Origin of the sequence: Ramlibacter alkalitolerans (assembly GCF_016722765.1) — a bacterium.
Taxonomy (GTDB): Bacteria; Pseudomonadota; Gammaproteobacteria; order Burkholderiales; family Burkholderiaceae_C; genus Ramlibacter; species Ramlibacter alkalitolerans.
In genome coordinates this window covers 12,029-32,134 of record NZ_JAEQND010000001.1, presented here as the reverse complement: position 1 = coordinate 32,134, position 20,106 = coordinate 12,029, and the positions used below count along the sequence as shown (strand labels likewise).

The 20,106-nt window shown below is 72.2% G+C and carries 16 protein-coding genes and 1 pseudogene; 13 read left to right on the top strand and 4 right to left on the bottom strand.

Annotation, left to right across the window (positions count from 1 at the left end):
- The first annotated feature begins 8 nt into the window (after nt 1-8).
- Nucleotides 9-368: a hypothetical protein gene (locus tag JI746_RS00145; RefSeq protein ID WP_201686756.1), complete on the top strand. Its 360-nt coding sequence runs from the start codon at nt 9-11 to the stop codon at nt 366-368.
- Between the two features lie 40 nt (nt 369-408).
- Here the strand turns inward: JI746_RS00145 and JI746_RS00140 are convergent.
- Nucleotides 409-708: pseudogene (locus JI746_RS00140) on the bottom strand (DUF2277 domain-containing protein).
- Between the two features lie 210 nt (nt 709-918).
- Between JI746_RS00140 and JI746_RS00135 the strand changes: the two are divergent.
- Nucleotides 919-1,203 carry an HU family DNA-binding protein gene (locus JI746_RS00135; RefSeq protein ID WP_201686755.1) on the top strand — a complete coding sequence of 95 codons (285 nt, stop codon included), beginning with the start codon at nt 919-921 and terminating at the stop codon, nt 1,201-1,203.
- 258 nt (nt 1,204-1,461) lie between these two features.
- On the opposite strand, the gene JI746_RS00125 is transcribed toward JI746_RS00135, so the two are convergent.
- The 3 genes from JI746_RS00125 to JI746_RS00115 form a co-directional block, all read right to left on the bottom strand.
- Nucleotides 1,462-2,235 (bottom strand): ParA family protein, encoded by a 774-nt coding sequence (locus tag JI746_RS00125; RefSeq protein WP_201686753.1) that lies wholly within the window; start codon nt 2,233-2,235, stop codon nt 1,462-1,464.
- A gap of 65 nt (nt 2,236-2,300) precedes the next feature.
- The gene (locus tag JI746_RS00120) at nt 2,301-3,830 is read right to left on the bottom strand and encodes a PAS domain S-box protein (RefSeq protein ID WP_201686752.1); all 1,530 of its coding nucleotides are present in this window, start codon (nt 3,828-3,830) and stop codon (nt 2,301-2,303) included.
- Nucleotides 3,831-3,954: 124 nt separating this feature from the next.
- Nucleotides 3,955-5,043, bottom strand: a complete 1,089-nt coding sequence (locus JI746_RS00115) for a hypothetical protein (protein WP_201686751.1) — start codon at nt 5,041-5,043, stop codon at nt 3,955-3,957.
- A gap of 317 nt (nt 5,044-5,360) precedes the next feature.
- Here JI746_RS00115 and JI746_RS00110 point away from each other — a divergent pair, with 317 nt between their 5' ends.
- From JI746_RS00110 to JI746_RS00060, 11 genes are all read left to right on the top strand, one after another.
- Nucleotides 5,361-6,191: a cytochrome c3 family protein gene (locus JI746_RS00110; protein ID WP_201686750.1), complete on the top strand. Its 831-nt coding sequence runs from the start codon at nt 5,361-5,363 to the stop codon at nt 6,189-6,191.
- Between the two features lie 270 nt (nt 6,192-6,461).
- Nucleotides 6,462-7,730, top strand: a complete 1,269-nt coding sequence (locus tag JI746_RS00105; protein WP_201686749.1) for a glycosyltransferase family protein — start codon at nt 6,462-6,464, stop codon at nt 7,728-7,730.
- A 15-nt stretch (nt 7,731-7,745) separates the two neighbouring features.
- Nucleotides 7,746-8,993: a glycosyltransferase gene (locus JI746_RS00100; protein ID WP_201686748.1), complete on the top strand. Its 1,248-nt coding sequence runs from the start codon at nt 7,746-7,748 to the stop codon at nt 8,991-8,993.
- A complete protein-coding gene (locus tag JI746_RS00095) occupies nt 8,990-10,345 on the top strand; it encodes a glycosyltransferase family 4 protein (RefSeq protein WP_201686747.1) in 1,356 nt (451 codons plus the stop codon). Before JI746_RS00100 ends, JI746_RS00095 begins: the two co-directional genes overlap by 4 nt.
- Nucleotides 10,342-12,405, top strand: a complete 2,064-nt coding sequence (locus JI746_RS00090) for a heparinase II/III domain-containing protein (RefSeq protein WP_201686746.1) — start codon at nt 10,342-10,344, stop codon at nt 12,403-12,405. Before JI746_RS00095 ends, JI746_RS00090 begins: the two co-directional genes overlap by 4 nt.
- The gene (locus JI746_RS00085; RefSeq protein WP_201686745.1) at nt 12,402-13,763 is read left to right on the top strand and encodes a phosphotransferase; all 1,362 of its coding nucleotides are present in this window, start codon (nt 12,402-12,404) and stop codon (nt 13,761-13,763) included. Before JI746_RS00090 ends, JI746_RS00085 begins: the two co-directional genes overlap by 4 nt.
- Entirely contained in the window at nt 13,757-15,013 is a 1,257-nt protein-coding gene (locus JI746_RS00080) for an aminoglycoside phosphotransferase family protein (RefSeq protein WP_201686744.1), read from the top strand. The genes JI746_RS00085 and JI746_RS00080 overlap by 7 nt, the downstream gene beginning before the upstream one ends.
- Complete coding sequence (locus tag JI746_RS00075) at nt 15,010-16,761, top strand: ABC transporter ATP-binding protein (protein ID WP_201686743.1); 1,752 nt, start codon at nt 15,010-15,012, stop codon at nt 16,759-16,761. The genes JI746_RS00080 and JI746_RS00075 overlap by 4 nt, the downstream gene beginning before the upstream one ends.
- On the top strand, nt 16,758-17,948 hold the full coding sequence (locus JI746_RS00070; protein ID WP_201686742.1) for a glycosyltransferase family protein: 1,191 nt from the start codon (nt 16,758-16,760) through the stop codon (nt 17,946-17,948). Before JI746_RS00075 ends, JI746_RS00070 begins: the two co-directional genes overlap by 4 nt.
- Entirely contained in the window at nt 17,933-18,700 is a 768-nt protein-coding gene (locus JI746_RS00065) for a polysaccharide deacetylase family protein (RefSeq protein ID WP_201686741.1), read from the top strand. The genes JI746_RS00070 and JI746_RS00065 overlap by 16 nt, the downstream gene beginning before the upstream one ends.
- Nucleotides 18,682-20,106 (top strand): alginate export family protein, encoded by a 1,425-nt coding sequence (locus tag JI746_RS00060; protein ID WP_201686740.1) that lies wholly within the window; start codon nt 18,682-18,684, stop codon nt 20,104-20,106. Before JI746_RS00065 ends, JI746_RS00060 begins: the two co-directional genes overlap by 19 nt.

The window sequence follows — 20,106 nt, the reverse complement described above, 5'->3', positions numbered from 1 at the left end:
CTGCATCGATGACCAGGAAGATCGCGGCCAATGGCCAGGCCCTGCACCGCGCGATGATGAGCCGGGTGCAAACCGGCGGGGCCGACAACGAGCCCTCCGAAGCCGAAGCAGCCCTGATCGCGGAGCGCAAGATGCTGCGCGAGGAGCGCGACAAGCGCAAGGCGCAGGCCCTGGAGCCCAAGCCGAGCGCCGTCGACCGGCTGGTGCGCACGCATCACCCCGTGGCCAGGGAAAAGGCCCGCAAGGAAACGCAGGAAGCGAAGGACACGAAGAAGCCGAAGGCGCGCAAGAGCCGCGCCGAGAAGCACGCCGAAAAGGCGGCGGCACTGGACGCCGCGCGCCGGGCGCCGAAGAAGCCGGCGAAGTGATCCGGCCGGCTGGCGTGCTGCGAGAGCACGCCGGCCCCGGCTAGCGGATCTCGTCGACGCGCACGCGGACGCGCTCGCCGAAGCGCGCGGCGGAGCGCTCGCGCGCCTTGGCGGCTTCCACCTCGCGCGTGCGCGGCTGCGCGCTGGTGACCAGCGACTGGATCAGGGTCCGCGCCGAGGCGGCGACTTCCTCCACCGCCCGCTCGAAAGCCTCTTCATTGGCCCGGGAGGGCACGCTGAAGCCACTCAGCTTGCGCACGAACTGCAGCGACGCATCGCGAATCTCGAGTTCCGTCGCGGGCGGCTAGAAGTTGAAGAGGGTCTTGATGTTCCGGCACATGGGTTTGCTTTCCGCTGCTACGGCTGACGGCATGGTACGCAAGCGCAGCCGCGGCTGGGCCGAAAGTAGCAGCCGTAGCTCAGCGCCCGCCCCGGCCGGAAACCTCGGCGTTTCGCTGTTACCGACAGACGGCCGATTTCGGCGGGCCAGGGCAACTTGAGGCCGCTTGGCTCCCCTACACTCGGCGCGTTCGAGCACTCACCCCCGACCATGAACAAAACCGAACTCGTGCAGTCCCTGGCCAACGCCACCGAACAATCCCAGGCTGCGGCTTCCAGGAGCCTGGACGCCCTCATCGGCATCGTGACCGAAGAACTCGCGAAGGGCGGCGAGGTGGTGATCCCGGGCTTCGGCAGCTTCAAGCGGGCGGAGCGCGCAGAGCGCTCCGGTCGCAATCCGCAGACCGGCGAGGCGATCACCATCGCGGCGTCCACCGTCGTGAAGTTCGTGCCCGGCGCGTCGCTGAAGGCCGCCGTGAACGCCAAGGGCGACTGAGCTGGCCTGCTCAGGGAACGCGGGACGAGCGTTCCACCTGGCACTCGATGCTCGCCTCCACGGCGCAGGGGCCGCCGCGAGCGGTCGTCACGAGGCCGGAGCAGCCGGACAGATGCAGGAGAGCCCACAAGGACAGTGCGGCGAAGAGGGTACGCACGGTGCTTCCTTTCGCAAGGGCAGGGAGATGCCCACTGTACGCCCGATGCGCCCGCCACGCCCGCCGGCGGATCCGGCGGGTCGGCGGCGGCGTTCTGCCGGCTACGCCGGCCGGGCGACTTCCTCGTGCAGCGCCAGGAACTCCTGCGTGAGCTTGTGGCGCGCATCCATGTGGATCATGGGGCGCGCCAGTTCGTGCGATTCCTTGATCTTCACCGAGGCGCTCAGGTAGGGCTGCAGCACCGGCAGGCCCTCGGCGATCAGTTCCTGCACCAGGCGCTGCGGCAGGTTCGCGCGCGGCTGGAACTGGTTGACGACGATGCCGCCGACTTCGAGCCCGCGGTTGTGGTCGGCCTGGATCTCCTGCACGTTCTCCATCAGCGTGTAGAGCGCGCGGCGCGAGAAATCGTCGCAGTCGAAGGGGATCAGGCAGCGCTGTGCCGCGATCAGCGCGGAGCGCGTGTAGAAGTTCAGTGCCGGCGGCGTGTCGATGTACACGTCGTCGTACGAGGATTCGAGTTGCGCCAGCGCGTCGCGCAGCTTGTAGATCTTGTAGCGCGATTCCAGCTTGCCGTGCAGTTCCTCGAGTTCCGCGCTCGCAGGCATGATGTGCAGCCCTTCCCAGGGCGTCTCCATGATGAACTCCGCGCTGTCCTTCGGGCGCACGGTGAACTTCAGGGACTCGCCGAAGAAGCCGGCGGCACCTTCGACGGCCGCATCGGCGTCGGCCCCCAGCAGGTAGCGCGTCGAGTTCCCCTGTCCATCCAGGTCCACCACCAGCGTGCGCCGTCCCTGCTGCGCGCTGATGGCCGCCAGGTTGCAGGTGATCGTGGACTTGCCCACGCCGCCCTTCTGGTTGAACACGACGTATCTCATGCCGCCCCTCGCTTTACCGGATGCAAAGGGTCTATTGTGCACCGCACCAATGCGGCGCCGCCGTTTCATCCCGGCCTGGCTTCGAGCGGGAAGTGCGCCGTCACGCGCGTCCCGCGTCCGGGCGCCGAATCGATGGAGAGCCGGGCGCCCACCAGCCCGGCGCGTTCCTCCATCGACACCAGGCCGAAGTGCGTCGCCCGTTCCTCGGGGGTCTGGTAGTGTTCGACGTCGAAGCCGCGGCCGTTGTCGGCGACCTGCAGAACCAGCTCTTCGCCTCCGATCGCCAGCGACACGCGGACCTCGCTGGCGTCCGCATAGCGCGCCGCGTTGGTGAGCGCCTCCTGGGCGATGCGGAAGCACGCGGTCTCCACTTCGTCGGCGAAGCGCCGCTCACCCAGCGCGCCATCGTAGGTGGCCGACCATCCGGTCAGCGCCGCCTGCTGTTCCACCATGGATTCGAGCGCGGCCTCCAGCCCGAGGTCGTCGAGTGCGATCGGGCGCAGGATCAGGCCCAGTCGCCGCGTGTGGTCGATGACCTGCTTGACCAGTTCGGTGCTGGGCTGCACCCGCGCCTCGCCGACGTCCCGCGACAGGTCGGCCAGGCGCATGCGCAGCAGGGCGAGGAACTGGCCGGTGCCGTCGTGGAAATCGCGGGCGATGCGGCCGCGCTCCTGCTCGTGGGCGCGGATCAGCCGCGCCGACAGTTCCCGCAGCCGCTCCCTGGTCTCCAGGAGATCCGTGTTGGCGCGGGTGAGGTCCGCGGTGCGGGCAGCAACCTCGGCCTCCAGGCGCTCGTTCAGGGCATGCAGTTGCTCCTGCGCGCGCATGCGCTCGTGCACCTCGGCGCGCAAGCCGTCGTCCGCGCTCTTGCGCTCCGAGAGGTCGCGGGTGACCTTCACGAAACCCTGCAGCCTGCCGTCGGAATCGTGCAGGGGCGCCACCGAGACGCTGGCCCAGAACCGGGAGCCGTCGCGGCGCACGCGCCAGCCTTCCTCCTCGTAGCGCCCGGATTCGGCGGCCAGCGCCAGCACCCGCGCGGGGCGCCCTGCGGCAGCGTCCTCCGGCAGGTAGAACACCGACGATGAGCGGCCGACGATCTCCTCGGGGGTGTAGCCCTTGATGCGCTGCGCGCCGGCGTTCCAGCTGCGCACGTGGCCAGCCGGATCCAGCAGGACGATCGCGTAGTCGAGGACGCTCTGCGCCATCAGCTCGTCGAGCTTGCGCTGCGTGATGTCGTTGAACAGGACGCCCACCAGGCCCTGTTGCGACTCGCCCCAGCGAAAGGCATGCACTTCGTACCATTTGCCCGCGGTCGCCGCGCGCTGCTCGAAGCGGGCCGGCTGGCCGGTGCGCGCCACGCCGCCGAAGGCCTGGATCCAGGCATCCTGCAGATCGGGCGCGAGCTCGCTGATGCGGCGGCCCACGGCCTGCACGCGCCCCGTCTGCAGTTCGTAGGCCCGGTTCACTTCCCGCAGGATGCCGTCCTGCGGCTTGCCGTCCGCATCGAACAGGACTTCGACCACGCAGAAGCCTTCGGACATGGCGTCGCGCAGCAGGCGGTACCTGGACTCGAACCGACTTTCCTCATCCCGCAACTTCGTGTCTCCTCGGGTGGACGGAGAACCGGAGGCCGGTTCCGCCCGGGCATTCCAGCACGCCTGGAACGGCGCCATTCTCACCCCGCTGCACGCCGCGCCGCCTCGCGCGCCGGCCAGGCGCTCACGAAGCCCAGGCCTGCAGCAGCGGCGCCGGCCACAGCGGGGCAGGCAGGAGCAGCACCACGCCCGGGTGGGCCTTGCTGGTCACGACCGGGAAGGAACGCTGGGCCAGCATCCCGCCGGGCAGGTGACGGTGCGCCATCCAGGTCGCGGCGATCTTCAGGGGGTAGGGGCTGATCACGGCGGGCACGTCGAGCCCGCACGCCGCCGGCCCGGCGCCGGCCAGCCAGGCCGAGAACTCCGGCAGGCCGGGCTCCGCGACCGGGCGCGCCTGCAGCGCGGAGAGCACCTGCGCCACTTCGTCGAGCGCCGCCGCCGGCGCCCGGCCGCGCGGGTCGTACACGACGTCCGCCAGGCCGCCACCCTCGGCGCGCGGGCGGGCCAGCGTCTCGTCGGCCTGCACCACCGCGCCCCAGGCGGGCCGTCCGCAGCGCAGCACCTCGGGCGCGGCGGCGAAGGACGAGGGCAGGGCCTGCCGTGCCGCCGGCGCCGGCGGCACCGGCTCCAGGTCGGCGCGCTGCTGCGGGCTGCAGCGCGCGAGCGCATCCTGCAGGCGCAGCGGGTAGCCGAAGGCCGGGGCGCCAGCCAGCGGCCGGGTGCTGCCACGCAGCGCCGCGGGCAGCAGCGCGCCGGCGCGCGCGGCCACGCCGTCGTCGCGGCGCGTGCCGAACAGGCGGTCGCAGATCGGCGCCAGGGGCGCGTACTCGCCGGGCGGGATCGCGGCCCCCGGAAAGCTGCACGCCAGGCTTTGCTCGAAGCCCTGCGCCGGGTGCTGCCCGGACGCGCTGGCGACCGGCTCCCGCGACTGCCACTCCGGCGCGCAGCGCAGCGCGCGCCCGATCACGTCGCCGACGTGGAAGGCCAGCAGGTCCAGCAGGTTGAGGCTGGCGCGCTCGGCGAGGAAGACCTCGCGCTGCGGCCTCCTCGCAGTGCGCAGCGCATCGAGGAAGGTGTCGATGCGCGCCAGGCTCGCCGGGGAATGGTCCAGCGCGATGCGGCGCAGCAGTCGCTCGAAGGCGATGCCGCCGGGGATGGCGGCGCCTTGCTCCCACGCCTGCAGGCAACAGAGCGCGGCGAGGGAAGGGCTCACGTGCCGCGCGCGCGCGGGGATCGATGCATGGGGCGCTCCTGGAGTGATCGCTACGGGCGTCCACTATGGCGGCTGCCCGCGCCTGCCTTTATAGGAGTTCACTGATTGGGGCACTCGGCGGATTCCGAATCGCGCCCGTGCGACCTGCGAGCCCGCCATGCCCGGCGCCGCCAGCTGACGCGATCCTTGCGCGTCCGGCGCCGCAGGGGGCTGCGATTTGCGGGACAGACGACATTCCTCAAACCTTTGGTCGCGCTTTCGGTGTCTGCTGCATCCTGGAGGCGATATGCTCCAAAGGTTCTCACAGGCTCCCCCCCATGCATCCCCCGATTCCCGGCCAGAGCGTGCCCTGCCGACTTGCGCTCCTGCTGCAGGCGCTGTTCCTGCTGGTCCTGCTGGCGGGGCCGGCCGGGGCGCAGATCCGGGAGACCAAGCACAACCTGACCATCAGCGGCACGGGCGTCAACACCTTCTCCGGCACCGAGGAAGTCTGCGTCTTCTGCCACACGCCGCAGGGCCTGGACGTGAGTGCGGCGGTCCCCCTGTGGAACCGGCTCATGCCTTCGCCGGCCAGCTACCAGACCTACGACACGCTCGGCACCGCGCTGGTCGGCAAGGTCGCGCCGGTCGGCTCCGTATCGCTGGCCTGCCTGTCCTGCCACGACGGCACGTCCGCCATGAGCGCGGTGGTCAACGTGCCGGCGCCGAGCGGGACGCTCACCTGGGAATCGGGCACCTGGAGCGGCGCCAACCAGAGCGGCGGCAAGCTCCGTGCGGGCCTGATCACGAACATCGGGACGGACCTGCGCAACGACCATCCCATCGGCGTGCAGTACGGACGCGGCATCTTCGCCGCGATCCCGGCGCACGTGACGGCCGGCACCAACGACTTCGTGCGGCCGCAGAGCGCGATGATCAACGAGACGCGGGTCTGGTGGATCGACACGGAAATCGCGCCGAATGGCTCGCGCCAGAAGACCGACGTGATCCTCTACACGCGCTCCACTGCGGAAGGCTATGCGGGCCAGGGCGAAGAGGAGCCCTTCGTGGAGTGCGCCAGCTGCCACGATCCGCACAGCGCGCAGCCGCTGTTCCTGCGGCAATCGAACGCCGGCAGCGCGCTGTGCCTGGCCTGCCACATCCGCTAGCAACCTGAGCGGCGAGCCTGCGAGGCTCATCGCCTGCGGCCGGGAACGAAGGTGTGGGTGTGGAGCACTTTCGTGCCGGTCCGGTGGGTGACCCAAGACCCACGAGGGGGAAAAGACCCAGCGCCTGCGTACACGTGCAACGAGCAGTTGCCATCCGCCGTTCGGATGAGCATTTGCACACACGCACCAACGATCCGCAATGCCGAAACGGTGGCATGCGTGTTGCCTAGTACTGGGACCGCGAAAGCATTCCACCCAGCAGGCACACCCTTGAAAAGAGTTCTGATCTACTCGCATGACACCTTCGGCCTCGGCAACGTGCGCCGCATGCTCGAAGTGGCCCGGCACCTGGTGCAGACCTCTCCGGAGGTGACCGTGCTGTTGCTCACCGGCAGCCCGATGCTGCATGCGTTCCGCATCCCGCCGCGCATCGACTACATCAAGCTGCCGTGCCTGGCGCGCGATACCACGGGCCACTACAGCTCGCGTTCGCTGCCGCTCGATCTTCCCGACCTGGTGCGCCTGCGCGCCAACCTGATCCGGAGTGCGATCGTCGACTTCGCGCCCGACCTGGTGCTGGTCGACAAGAAGCCTTTCGGCGTACAGGACGAACTGGCCGGTGCGCTGGAGTCCTTCTCGCGCATGCGGCGCCGCCCGCGCCTCGTGCTGCTGCTGCGCGACATCCTCGACAGCGCGGCCGCGACGCAGGGCGTGTGGCAGAAGAACGGCTACTACGAGGCCGTGGCCACGCACTACGACCAGGTGCTCGTGGTCGGCAGCCCCGAGATCTTCGACCTGCGGCGCGAGTACGCCTTCCCGCCCTTCGCCGCGGCCAAGGTGCGCTACTGCGGCTACATCGCCCGCGAAGCCGCGAGCCGTCCGCGGGCGCACGTGCGCGCCTCACTGAACGTGGCGCCCCACGAGCCGCTGGTGCTCGTCACGCCGGGCGGCGGCGAGGACGGCTATCACCTGGTCGCCACCGCCCTGGAGGGGCTGGCGCGCACGCCTGCGCACCGGCGGCCGCGCACGCACATCGTGTGCGGGCCGGAGATGCCGGAGCACCAGCAGGCGGCCGTCGGCTCCGCCGCGGCGTGCCTGCCGGAGGTCAGCGTGCAGACCTTCTGCGACGACATGATGTCGCTGATCGGCTCGGCCGACGTGGCCGTCACCATGGGTGGCTACAACACGGTCTGCGAGCTGCTCACCAGCGGCCGGCGCGGCGTGGTCGTGCCGCGCGTCAAGCCGGGCCACGAGCAGCTGATTCGCGCCGAACGCATGGCCCGTCACGGCCTGCTGCGCATGCTGCCGCCGGAGGCTGCTTCGCCCGCGGCGCTGATGGCGGAGGTGCAGCACCAGCTGGATGCGCTGGCTCGCTCGGAGCCCTTGCCGCGCCTGACGACGATGCAGGGACTCGAGGGCGTGGCCCGCTCGCTGCGCGAGCTGATCGGCCTCGAGGACGATGCCGAGGCGTCCGAGCTCGAAGCGTCGATGCTGGTCGCGCCGCCCGCCAGGGCGGCGTCGGTGTCGCTCGCTTCCTGATCCCCGGACCGCCGCATGAATTCGCTCGTTCCCGCGCCGCTGGGCGTGCTGGTCCGCGTCTGGCCCAAGCTGTCGGAGACCTTCATCCTGGAGGAAGTCCTGGGGCTGGAGCGCAAGGGCGTGGGGCTGCGCCTGTATGCCCTGGACGCGCCCACCGATGCCATTGCGCACGACGCGGTCGCGCGCGTGCGTTCCCCGCTGCAGCGGGTGGCGGCCGCCGTCGCCACGCGCGAGATGGTGGCGCGGCATGCGCGCCTGGCCGCGGCCGGGCCGATCGGCTACCTGGGCGCACTCGCGACGGCCCTGCGCCGCGGCCGCGCCGGCTGGCGCGATTTCGTGCGCGCCGGCTGGCTGGCCGCGCAGTTGCGCGACGACGGCGTGCGGCACCTGCACGTGCACTTCATCAGCGCTCCGGCCGACATCGCGCAGCTGGCGGCGCACATCGCCGGCATCCCGTTTTCCATTTCGGCGCATGCCAAGGACATCTACCTGTCGCGCCCGCTCGACCTGCGGCGCAAGCTGCAGGCCGCGCGCTTCACCGTGACCTGCACCGAGGCCAACCGCGCCACGCTCGCAGCCATCGCACCGCAGGCGCCCGTGCGGCTCATGTACCACGGCATCGACCGCGAAGTGTTCCATCCCTCGCGGCGCACCGGCGCACCGGCGCAGGAGGCACCGCTGATCGTGGCCGTGGGCCGCCTGCGCGCGAAGAAGGGACTGGACACGCTGATCGACGCCTGCCGCCTGCTGCACGAACGCGGCGAGCGGGTGCGCTGCGAGATCGTCGGCTACGGCGAGGAGCACGACGCGCTGGCGCGGCACATCGCCAGCGCCGGCCTGGCCGACCACGTGCGCCTGGCCGGCAAGCTGCCGCGCGACCAGGTGCTCGAATGTTATGCGCGGGCCGCCGTCTTCGTGCAGCCGTCGCGCATCGCCGCCGACGGCGACCGCGACGGCATTCCCAACGTGCTGCTCGAGGCCATGGCCATGGGGCTGCCGGTGGTGGCCTCGCGCGTCTCCGGCATTCCCGAACTCGTGCAGGACGGCGTCAACGGACTGCTGGTGGAACCCGACGCCGCGCCCGCGCTGGCGAACGCGATCTCGCAGCTGCTGCGGCAGCCGCAGCAGGCCGCGGCCTTCGGCGAGAGGGCCCGCGCCACGGTCGCCGGAGCCTTCGACAACGACGTCAACCTGGGCACGCTGGTGGGCCTGCTGGCGACTTCGCATGTGTGTGGCGCCCAGTGCGCCCTGGTGGGGGGATGAGGATGCAGCAAGGCAAGGTCGCCTACGTGATGAACGGATTTCCGCGCCTGTCGGAAACCTTCATCGCCCACGAGATCCATCAACTCGAACGCCTCGGGCTGGAGCTGCGCCTCTACTCGGTGAAGAACGAGCGCGAACCCATGGTGCATCCGGTGGTCGGCGCGATCCGCGCTCCCCTGACCTACCTGCCCGAGGCAAGCTCGCTCTCGGGCACGACGCTGCGCCGCTGGCTGGTCGACAACGTGCCCACCTTCTGGCGTGCCCACGCCGCCGTCCTGCGCCGCCGCCCGGCCGCCTGGCTGGCGACGTTGGGCAGCGCGCTGGCGCTGGCGTGGAAGCATCGCCCTCGCGGCGACGGCGCGGGCTTCACCTTGAAGAAGGTCTTCCTCAAGGAGTTCCTGCAGGCCGGCTGGATCGCGCAGGCCGTCGTGCGCGCAGGCGACGTGTCGCACCTGCATGGCCACTTCTGCCACGGCGTGGCGACCATCACCTGGTTCGCCAGCCGCCTGTCCGGCCTTCCGTTCAGCTTCACGGCCCATGCCAAGGACATCTACCAGGCCGAACTCAATCCCGGCCGGCTGCTCGAGCGCAAGCTCGGCGCGGCGCGCTTCGTCGCCACCTGCACCTGCGCCAACGCCAGCGTGCTCAAGGCGCGCCATCCGCGTCCCGCCGAAGTGCATGCGATCTACCACGGCCTCGACACCGGATGGTTCTCGCCCCAGCCCGGCGCGCCCGGCAGGGAGGCGCCGCTGCTGCTGTCGGTCGGCCGCCTGGTGGAGAAGAAGGGATTCGACCGGCTGGTCGACGCCTGCGCGCTGCTGCAGCGCCTGGGCGTGCCGTTTCGCTGCGTGATCGTTGGCGAGGAAGGCAGTGCGGGCCCGGCCCTGCGGGCGCAGATCGCGGCCCTGGGCCTGGCCGGCCGGGTGCAGCTGCACGGGCCCGTGGCCCAGGACCGCCTGCGCGAGATCTACCGCGGCGCGTCCGTGTTCGCGCTGCCGTGCCGGGTGATGGAGGACGGCGACCGCGACGGTTTCCCGAACGTGCTGGCCGAAGCGATGGCCATGGGCGTGCCGGTCGTCTCGACGCCGATTTCGGGCATCCCGGAAATGATCGACGACGGCGTGCACGGCCTGCTGGTGGCCGGCGGCGCCGAATCGCTGGCCGACGCCATCGCCCGCGTACTCACCGACGCGGGCCTGCACGCGCGGCTGGCGGCGGCCGCGCGCGAGCGCATCTGCGAGCGCTTCGATTCGCGCCAGACCACCGCTGCCCTGCGCGACCTGTTCCTGCAGCAGCTGCCGCATTCCGCAGGCGCCCCGGCGCCCGCCGCTTCGCGGGAGGCGGCCGCGTGAGCACGACCCTCCTTTCGCGCGCCCCGGCTACCGCCAACACGCCGGTCGACGCGCTGTTGCGCGCGCCGTGGAACCGGCTCGACGACGCGGCGCTGCTGGCGCACTTCCGCGGTGATCGCGGGATCCGCTTCACGCCGGTGGTCGATGCGCAGGAGTGCCGGCCGGAGAAGCTGGCCGGCGTGATGGCGCGCCGTTTCGAGTTCAACGGCGAGACGCACCGGCTCCCCGATCCGATCGACTGGCTGACCAACCCCAGCCCCGACGTCGAGTGGCACATCCTGCTGCACAAGTTCTACTACGCCGTCGGCCTGGGCCTGGCCTGGCAGGACCGTGGCGACCGCGAAGCGCTGCGCCACTGGGTCACGCTGGTCGACGGCTGGATGCGCGTCACGCCGCCCGGCTTCATCGCCGCGGACGTGACGGGCCGCCGGGTGCAGAACTGGATCTACAGCCTGCACGCGCTGGTGCTGGATGCGGCGCGCCCGGCGCCGCTGGATCCCGCCTTCTTTCGCCGGCTGCTGCACTCGCTGCACGCGCAGGTGGAGCACCTGTGCGCACACCTCACGCCCAAGCGCAACCACCGCACGCTCGAACTGCTGGCGATCTTCCTGGCCGGCGTGGTGTTCCCCGAGTTCGAGCGGGCGGCGGCCTGGCGTGAGCTCGCGCTGGCCGAAACGCTGGCCAACGTGCAGGCCGACCTGATGGCCGATGGCGTGCACTGCGAGCTGTCGACGGACTACCACCACCTGGCCGTGCGCAACTGGCTGCAGGTGCGCCACCTCGCTGCCGACAACGGCCACCCGGTGCCGGCCGCCCTCGACCGGGCGCTGGAAGCCGCGCTCGTCTTCAGCCTGCACGTGCACCAGCCCTCCGGCGCCGCGCCGAGCTTTTCCGACGGCGACGTGCGCGGCTTCCTGCCGCTGCTGGCGCAGGGCGCCGCGCTGTTCGGCCGCGAAGACATGCGCTTCGTCGCCAGCGGTGGGCGTGAAGGTACGCCGCCGCAGGCGCGCGTCGCGCATTTCCCGGCCAGCGGCTACCACGTCGTGCGCAGCGACTGGGCCGGCAGCGACGCCCAGCACCTCGTGTTCGACTGCGGGCCGCTCGGCGAAGGCAACCACGGCCACTTCGACGCCCTGTCCTTCGAGCTGGCCGCGTTCGGCGAGCCGCTGGTCGTGGACCCCGGCCGCTACACCTACAGCGAGGCCACCACGCCGGAAGATCCCTGCAACTGGCGCGTGCACTTCCGCGGCACCGCGGCGCACAACACGGTCTGCGTCGACGGCCGCAACCAGACGCGCTACGAGCCCAGGCCCATCAAGGATGGCACGCGCCACGGCCCGGGCCAGGTGCGGCACCGGATCGCCGGGCCCGCCCCGGACACGCGCCTGCTGGAAGCCTGCAGCGGCGAGCGCCTGGACCTGCTGCACGGCCGCTGCGCCAGCCAGGCCTACGACGCGGTCCACGAGCGCTGCATCGTGTTCGTCGACCGCGGCTACTGGATCGTGGCCGACTGGCTCGAGGCGACGGAGGAACACCAGTACGCCCTGAAGTTCCAGCTGGCAGCCCGGGCCCACGACCTCGCTGCCCTGCGCGCCGACGACGGCTGCGTGCGGCTGGCCAGCCCGGGGCTGGTGGCCGCGCAAGCGCGGCGCCCCGGGCACCGCGCCGAGCTGCAGGCCGGCTGGGTGTCGAAGGACTACGGCCACAAGCAGCCCGCACCGGCGCTGGTCACGACGGCACACGCGCGCAGCGCCGCGTTCGACACGGTGCTGCTGCCGTGCCGGGACGCGGCGCCGGACCTGCGCGTCGCCGACCTCGCGGTGCGCGGCGCCAGCGGCGCGGCGGCCACGGCGCTGCGGATCGTCATCGGCGAACGCCAGGACGGCTGGTTCCACGCGCACGGTGCGACCGAGGCGCACTGGCAGATCGGCGACTGGCAGTTCAGCGGCCGCTGGCTGCACTGGCGCAGCGATCCGGAGGGCCGCCTGCTGCGCGCCGTCTCGCATGCCGGCGCCACGCTGCGCACCCCGAACGGGCCGGTGGAGGTACTTTGCGCATGAACCCGCTGCCCCGCGACGCCGTGCTGCCCCAGCTGGCGGTGGCCCTCGATCCGGCGGCGATGGCCGAGGCCTTCGCCGACGTGCTGCGCCCGCACGGCGTGCACGTCGATGCCTGCCGCGTGGAGCGCGTGAAGTACCGCCCCGGCCGCAACGCCACGCTCGCCTACCTTCTTTCGCTGCGCGACGGCGGCAGCCAGGCTTTCGAGCAGCACGTGGCCGCGCGCCTGTGCGCCGAGGGCGACGCGCAGCGCACCGTGCGCGCGAGCGCCGCGGCCCTCGGGCCGTCGCAGGCCGGACCGGCGCTGCACTGGCTGCCGGCGCTGGGCATGCTCACCTGGTGGTGGCCCAACGACCGCAAGTTGCGCGCACCCCGCGCCATGTGCGATCCGGCGGTGCTGCGCGAGCAGGTGCTGCCGGCGCTGATGCCGGCGCTCGGCGCGCAGGCCGCGGACGTGACCGCGTGCGAGCTGGCCGTCGTGCAGTACGTGCCGGAGCTTCGCCTGTGCACGCGTGTCGATCTGTCCTGGCGGGTCGGCGCCGAGGCGCACGCGCGGCGCGTCTACGGCAAGGCCAGCCGCGAGCAGCATGGGGCGATCGCGCACGGGCTGCTCGCGCAGCTGCAGGCATCGCCCGCGTGGCGGGAAGGGCGCCTGCGCACGCCGCGCGCGCTCCTGTGGCACGAGCCGACCGAAACGGGCTGGCAGGAAGGCCTTCCGGGCGAGCCGCTGCTGGATGCGCCGGCGCCGCTGCAGGCCGCTTGCGCGGCCGCCCTCGGCGCCCAGCTGGCCGCCTTGCACGCCACTCCCACGAGCACGCCGCGGGAGACCACGCCCGAAGGCCTGCGCGAGCGCCTGGAGGAGGTCGTGCGCGTGCTGTGGCCGCTGCTTGGCAGCGCCCCGGCCGCCGCCGCCCAGGCCCTGCTGGCGACCTGGCCGGCGCTGGGGGAGGACGCCAGCACGCTGCATGGCGACTTCCACGGCCGCAACATCCTGGTGGAGGACCGGCCGGGTGCACCGCGCGTGGCACTGATCGATCTCGACGGCCTCTGCCGAGGACCGGCGGTGCTGGAGCTCGGGGCCTGGATCGCCGATGCGATCTACCGGGCCCTGCTCGAGGATGCGCCGGCCGGCCGCGACCAGGTGGCGTGGCGCGAGCTCATCGCTGCGTATGTCGATGCCGGCGGTGCGCCCCCCGATCCGGACACGTTGCGCTGGGCCGTGGCCTGGCAGCTGCTGACGCAGCGCGCGTGGCGCTGCGTCGTCAACCTCAAGCCGGGGCGCTACGCGCTCGCCCCGCGCCTGATCCAGCTGGCGACCGACCTGGCGCAGCCCGGCGCCGCCGCGGAGTTCGCATGCTGAACGTCGACGTCGATCGCGCCATCGAGACCTGCCTGGATGCGCACGCGCTGCGCACGCACCTGCAGCCGCTGCTGGCCGCGCGCGGCACCATCGAGGCGGTCCGCATCGCCAAGGCGCACCGCAGCGCCTCGCGCCGGCGCGATCCGCACCCGCTCGTCGCCCTGTACGAAGTGGACCTGCGCGATCGGCAGTCGGCCTCGCACACGCTGCGCTGCTACGGCAAGGTCTGCCGCGCCGGTGTCGAAGCGCATGCCGCGCTGGCGGCGGCGAGCGGCGCCATGGCACTGCCCGCGCTCGCGCTGCTGCTGTGGGCGTGGCCGGACGACGCCGGCCTGCCGCAGCTCGCGGGCCTGCTGGCTCCCGACGCCGCCCGCCCGTTCTGGGGCGAGCCGGCGCGCGCGGTCGACATCGTCCGCTACGAGCCGGAATGCCGCGCCACCGTGCGCTACACGGGCGCCCGGGGCGATGCCCTGTACGCGAAGACCTTCAGCGACGACCGCGGCGCCGCGATTCACGCCCGCTTCGCCTGGTTCTGGGAGCGCTCGCACCAGGACGCGCGCGCGCCGCTCGTGGCGCGCCCGCTGCAGTACGCGGCCGCCGGGCGCACGCTGTGGCAGGAATCGGCTTGCGGCACGCCGCTGGCCGACTGGATCGCGCGCGGCGCCAGCGGCGCCTGGGTGCTGCCGCTGGCGCACGCGATCGCCACGGTCCATGCGGCGCCGCATCACCTCGCCGGCCCGGCCACGCAGGACACGGCGCACTGGCTGCTCGAAGCGGCGCGGCGGCGCCAGAAGATCGCGCGCGCCCTGCCGCCGCTGGCGGGGCGTGCCGATGCAACCCTGGCCGCCATCGACCAGTCCGCCGCGAGCCTGCCGCCGTACGCGCCGGTGACGATCCACGGCGACTTCCACGTCGACCAGGCCTGGTTCGACGGCGAACGCATCGTGCTGTTCGACTTTGACGAATTCGCACTCGGCGACCCGATGCAGGACCTGGCGGCCTTCCTCGTGCGCCTGCCGGGCGAGGAACTGCTGCAGCCGCTGGCCAATCCCTGGGTCGCGGCCTACGCACAGATCGCGCCCCAGCACTTCTGCGGCGTGCGCCTGGCCTGGCACCTGGCCGTGCAGCAGCTGCTGCGCGCCAGCCGCGCCTTCATCTTCCAGCTCCCCGGCTGGCAAGAGGAACTGGAGCGCCGCCTGGCCGGCGCGCAAGCCTTGGCGCTGCAGGCGCAAGAGGAGTGCGCCGCATGACGCGCCGCCTGCGCAACCTGATCGCCGAGTGCCTGATCGAGCAGCGCCTGTCGCTGGTGCTGGCCGCTCTGGCGCTGCTGGGCGTGGTGCTGTGCGACCTGCTCGTGCCCTGGCCGATGAAGCTGATCTTCGACCACATCCTGCTGGCCAAGCCGCTGCCGCCCTCGCTGCATGCGTTGCAGCCCTTGCTGGACCTGGGCTCCTGGACGGCGCTGGTGGTGTGCGCGCTGGCCATCGCAGCGATCGCGCTCGCATCGGGCGTGCTGGCGTACCTGCAGCTCTATACCAGCGCGCGCGTCGGCCACCGCATCACCTGGCGGCTGCGCGGCGAACTGTTCGCGCACCTGCAGCGCCTGTCGCTGGCGCACCACCGCACCACGCGCGTCGGCGAGCTGATCACCAAGGTGGCGGGCGACACCAATCTGCTGCGCGACATGTTCTCCGACTGGCTGCTGACCTTCGGACACCACGCGGTGACGCTGGTGGCGATGCTGGCGGTGATGTTCTGGCTCAACCCGTCGCTGGCGCTCGTCGTCGCGGCCACGCTGCCGCCGCTGCTGGCGGTGATCTTCCTGCTCAATCGCCGCATCAAGGCCGCGGCCCGCGAGCAGCGCAAGCACGAGGGCCGCATGGCCTCGCGCCTGAACGAGGTGCTGAGCCAGATCGCGCTGGTGCAGGCCTTCGGCCGCCACGAGGAGGAGGAGGAGCGCTTCCGCCGCGAGATCGCCGCCAACTACGAAAGCGGCATGAAGAGCGCGCGCATCAACGGCGCGATCGTGCGGGCCATCGCCGTCGTCAGCGCGGTCGGCACGGCGATCACGGTGCTGCTCGGCGCGCGCGAAGTGCTGGCCGGCCGCCTGAGCCCCGGCGAACTGCTGGTGTTCGTGACCTACGTCGCCGCGCTCTACAAGCCGGTGCGCGACCTCGGCAAGCTGGCCGGCAAGTTCTCCCGCGCCGGCATCAGCGCCGAGCGCGTGGCGCAGATCCTGGACATCGCGCCCGATGCCGACGACGCGCCCGATGCCCTCGAACTCACCCAGACGCTCGGCGAGCTCACCTTCGAGAACGTGAGCTTCGAATACCAGCCGGGCAAGCCGGTGCTCGATCGCCTGAACCTGCGCATCGCCGCCGGCGAGCGCGTCGCCCTGATCGGCTCCTCGGGCGCGGGCAAGTCCACGCTCATGAACCTGCTGCTGCGGCTGGCGGAACCGAGCGCCGGCCGCATCCTGATCGACGGCGTCGACATCCGGCGCTACACGCGCGCCAGCCTGCGCCGCGCACTGGGCGTGGTGCCGCAGGAGCCGATGCTGTTCGCCGTCTCGGTGCGCGAGAACATCGCCTATGGCCGGCCGGAGGCGACGATGGAGGAGATCGAGGCCGCCGCCCGCGCCGCCCGGGCCCACGAATTCATCATCGACCTGCCCCACGGCTACGACACCGAACTGATGGAGCGGGCGACCAACCTCTCCGGCGGCCAGCGCCAGCGCCTGTGCCTGGCGCGCGCGCTGGTCAAGCAGCCGGCGATCCTGCTGATGGACGAACCCACGGCGGCGGTGGACGAGCGTTCGGCCAACCTGATCCACGAGGCCGTGGGGCGCGTGCACCGCGACCGCACGCTGATCGTGATCACGCACGACACCGCCTCGCTGGCCGGATACGACCGGGTGCTGACGCTCGAGAGCGGCCGGCTCGCCCATGCCCCCGGGCCCAAGCCCGCGACCCTTTCCCTCGTGAAACCTGCGCCATGACCGATCGAGACCTCCCGACCCTCCTGTTCTATTGCCAGCATTCGCTGGGCATCGGCCACCTGACGCGCAGCTTCGCGCTGGCGCGGGCGCTGCGCAGCCGCTTCCAGGTGGTGTTCCTCAATGGCGGGCGGCTGCCGCAGGGGGTCGCGGTGCCGACCGGCGTTCGCTGCATCGACCTGCCGCCGCTCGGGATGGACGACGGCCATACGGTGATCAGCCGCGATGCCGGCTTCGACCTCGCCGCGGCGCGCGCCGAGCGCAGCCGCCTGATCGCGCAGGCCGTCGCCAGCACGCGGCCGGCGCTGCTGCTGGTTGAACTGTTCCCCTTCGGGCGCAAGAAATTCGCCGGCGAGATCCTGCCGATGATCCGCGCAGCGCGCCGGCAGGGCGCCCGCGTGGCCTGCAGCCTGCGCGACATCCTCGTCGACGGCCGGCCGGACCAGCAGCACCACGACGACCGCGCCTGCTGGCTCGTCAACCGCTACTTCGACGCGGTGCTGGTGCATTCCGATCCCGCCTTCGCGCGGCTGGAAGACAGCTTCAAGCCGCGGCGCGCGCTGCGCACGCCCGTGTGGCACAGCGGCTTCGTCGTGCCGCAGCGCAGCGTCGACGTCAACGCGTCGCGCGGCGAGCACCTGATCGTCTCCGCGGGCGGCGGCATCGTCGGCAACGACCTGTTCCGCGCCGCCCTGGCGGCACATCGCCTGACCGGCGTTCCCATGCAGATCGTCGCCGGCCCCTTCCTGCCCGAGCCGCAGTGGCAGGCCTTGCAGGGCGAGGCCGCCGGCCTGCCGGGCGTGCAGCTGCTGCGCCACGTCCCCGACCTGGCCGCGCAGATGGCGGCCGCGCGCGCCTCCATCAGCCAGTGCGGCTACAACACGGCGCTCGATCTCGTCGTGTCCCAGGTGCCGGCGCTGGTGGTGCCCTATGCCACCGCGACCGAGAACGAGCAGCAGCAACGGGCGTGCCGCCTCGCCTCGCTGGGCGCACTGCAATGCCTGGAGCCGGAACGCCTGGACGGCCCGGCGCTGGCTGCCGCGATCCCGGAGCTGCTGCAATTCCGCCCCCGTGCGGCGGCGCTGGCCCTCGACGGCGCGCAGCGCAGCACGGAACTGCTGGCGCAGCTGGTGGGATCGCATCAGGGTGCGCCAGCCGCGCGCGAGGAGCTCGCATGCGCGACGTGCTGATGCCCGTGCTCGATGCGCTGCCGGCCACCGTGCAGGTGTTCGTCCGCGACGACGATGCCGGCTGGGAGGACGACCGCCTGCTCGCGCTGCTGGACGTGACCCAGCGTGCCGGCGTCGCGATCGACCTGGCGGCGATTCCGGCCGCCATCGGGCCGGAACTGGCGGCCGAATTGCGCACCCGCATCGACGCAGCCCCCGCCCTCGTCGCCGTGCACCAGCACGGCCTGGTCCACGCCAACCACGAGCCCGAGGGGCGCAAGAGCGAGTTCGGCGCCGCGCGCACGGCCGCCGCCCAGCGCGAAGACCTGGAACTGGGCCGCGCCTTGCTCGCCGACTGGCTGGGCGCGCGCGTGCAGCCCTGGTTCACGCCGCCGTGGAACCGGTGCAGCGCGTTGACCGCGGCACTGCTCGCGGCCGCGGGCTTCCAGGCCCTTTCGCGCGACCGCGGTGCGAAGCCGCTGCAGTCCGAACTGCCGGAGCTGCCGGTGGACGTCGACTGGTCCCGGCACTGGCGCGAAGGCGGGCCCGCAGCCGTGGCCGCTGCACTGGCGCAGGCGTTGCGCGCGCGCGCAGCCGACGGCGCGGCGCTGGGCCTGATGCTGCACCACGGCGTGATGGTGCGCGAAGAACGGGACTGCCTGGCAGCGCTGCTCGCCGACGCAGCGCGCCATCCGCGCCTGCGCTGGCGCGCCATGCGCGAGCTCCTGCCGTCCCCCGCACCGAGGATCGCCGCTTGCGCGCAGTTCGCCTGATCCCCGCCCTGCTCGCGGCACCGATGCTCGCCTGGGGCGGCGAGGCCGCGCCGCTGCCGCCGACGTCCGCCGAAGCGCAGCTCAGGGCCCGCGACGAGCGCCGCCCCGAGCAGCCCATCACGCTCGACGTGGCGGGTCACCCGGTGCAGGTGGGCGGCAGCTGGGAGTACACGCACGAGTGGCGCGACAACTTCGACCTCGACGAACAGCGGGCGCGCAACCGCCGCGTGCAGGAGCACGAGGTCCAGCTCGAAGCGCGCAGCCGCTTCGGCGACCGCACCGAAGTCTTCCTCCAGCTGGTGGGCCTGCACGACACGCGGCGCACGCAGGGCACCCCCGGCAAGCAGGTGAACCGTTCGCTGGAGCGCGGGCCCATGTGGCTGCAGCGCGAGCGCCTGGGCGGCACGCCGTGGCTGCTCCAGTTCGGGCGCGTGACCCTGCTCGATCGCCGAGCCTGGTGGTGGGACGAGGACCTCGATGGCGTCCGCGTGCGCTACCTGGGCAAGAAGTGGCGGCTGGACACCGGCATCGCGCACGAGGCCGCCCGCAAGTCATCCGACGAGCGCGGCGTCGCGCCCGACATGCGCGGCGTCACGCGCTGGTTCGGCCAGGCGAGCTGGCTCTGGGCGCGGCGCCACTCCGTGGAGGCCTTCTGGCTGCTGCAGCGCGATCGCTCGGCGCAGCCGCAGCCGGGCGCGGTCTTTGCCGACGAGGACAGCATCGACGAGCGCGACCTCGATGCCCGCTGGGTCGGGGCGCGCGCCAGCGGCGAGTGGCGCAACAAGGGCGTGCTGCACCGTCTCAACTACTGGGGTGACCTGGCCTGGTTCGCGGGCCGCGAGCGCGTGAGCGCGTTCGAGGAACGCGCCGCCGACGGCCGCTTCGTCGCGCTCGGCACGCGCAGCCAGCGCCTGCGCGGCCATGCCCTCGATCTCGGCGCCAGTGCCTCCTTCGACCTGCCGCTGCGGCCCCTGCTCACGCTCGGCTACGCGCGCGGCTCCGAGCAGTTCCGCCAGACCGGACTGCAGGAAAACAAGATGCGCTTCGCCGGCGTCAAGCGCTGGCAGCGTTACGGCGAGCTGCTGCAGCCGGAGCTGTCGAACCTCCAGGTGATCACCGCCGGCACCGGTGTGCGCTTCGGCCGCAACTCCTCGCTCGAACTGCTGCTGCACGACTACCGGCAGGTGCGGCCGTCCACCGTGGTGGAAGGCTCGCGGCTGTCCGCCGACCCGGGCGGCACCAGCCGCTCGCTCGGGCGCGAGGTGGACCTGCTGCTGGCGATCCGCGAATCGCGCCGGGTGGAGTTCACCGCCAAGGCTTCGTACTTCCGGCCGGGTGCGGCCTTCGGGCCCGCGCGGCGGGATCCGGCGCGCTCCATCGAGCTGGGAATGACTGTCAACTTCTAG

Coding starts and splice junctions, on each gene's coding strand:
- JI746_RS00145 (WP_201686756.1), top strand. CDS start 9: ATGACCAGGAAGATCGCGGCCAATGGCCAGGCCCTGCACCGCGCGATG.
- JI746_RS00135 (WP_201686755.1), top strand. CDS start 919: ATGAACAAAACCGAACTCGTGCAGTCCCTGGCCAACGCCACCGAACAA.
- JI746_RS00125 (WP_201686753.1), bottom strand. CDS start 2,235: ATGAGATACGTCGTGTTCAACCAGAAGGGCGGCGTGGGCAAGTCCACG.
- JI746_RS00110 (WP_201686750.1), top strand. CDS start 5,361: ATGCATCCCCCGATTCCCGGCCAGAGCGTGCCCTGCCGACTTGCGCTC.
- JI746_RS00100 (WP_201686748.1), top strand. CDS start 7,746: ATGAATTCGCTCGTTCCCGCGCCGCTGGGCGTGCTGGTCCGCGTCTGG.
- JI746_RS00095 (WP_201686747.1), top strand. CDS start 8,990: ATGAGGATGCAGCAAGGCAAGGTCGCCTACGTGATGAACGGATTTCCG.
- JI746_RS00085 (WP_201686745.1), top strand. CDS start 12,402: ATGAACCCGCTGCCCCGCGACGCCGTGCTGCCCCAGCTGGCGGTGGCC.
- JI746_RS00080 (WP_201686744.1), top strand. CDS start 13,757: ATGCTGAACGTCGACGTCGATCGCGCCATCGAGACCTGCCTGGATGCG.
- JI746_RS00075 (WP_201686743.1), top strand. CDS start 15,010: ATGACGCGCCGCCTGCGCAACCTGATCGCCGAGTGCCTGATCGAGCAG.
- JI746_RS00070 (WP_201686742.1), top strand. CDS start 16,758: ATGACCGATCGAGACCTCCCGACCCTCCTGTTCTATTGCCAGCATTCG.
- JI746_RS00065 (WP_201686741.1), top strand. CDS start 17,933: ATGCGCGACGTGCTGATGCCCGTGCTCGATGCGCTGCCGGCCACCGTG.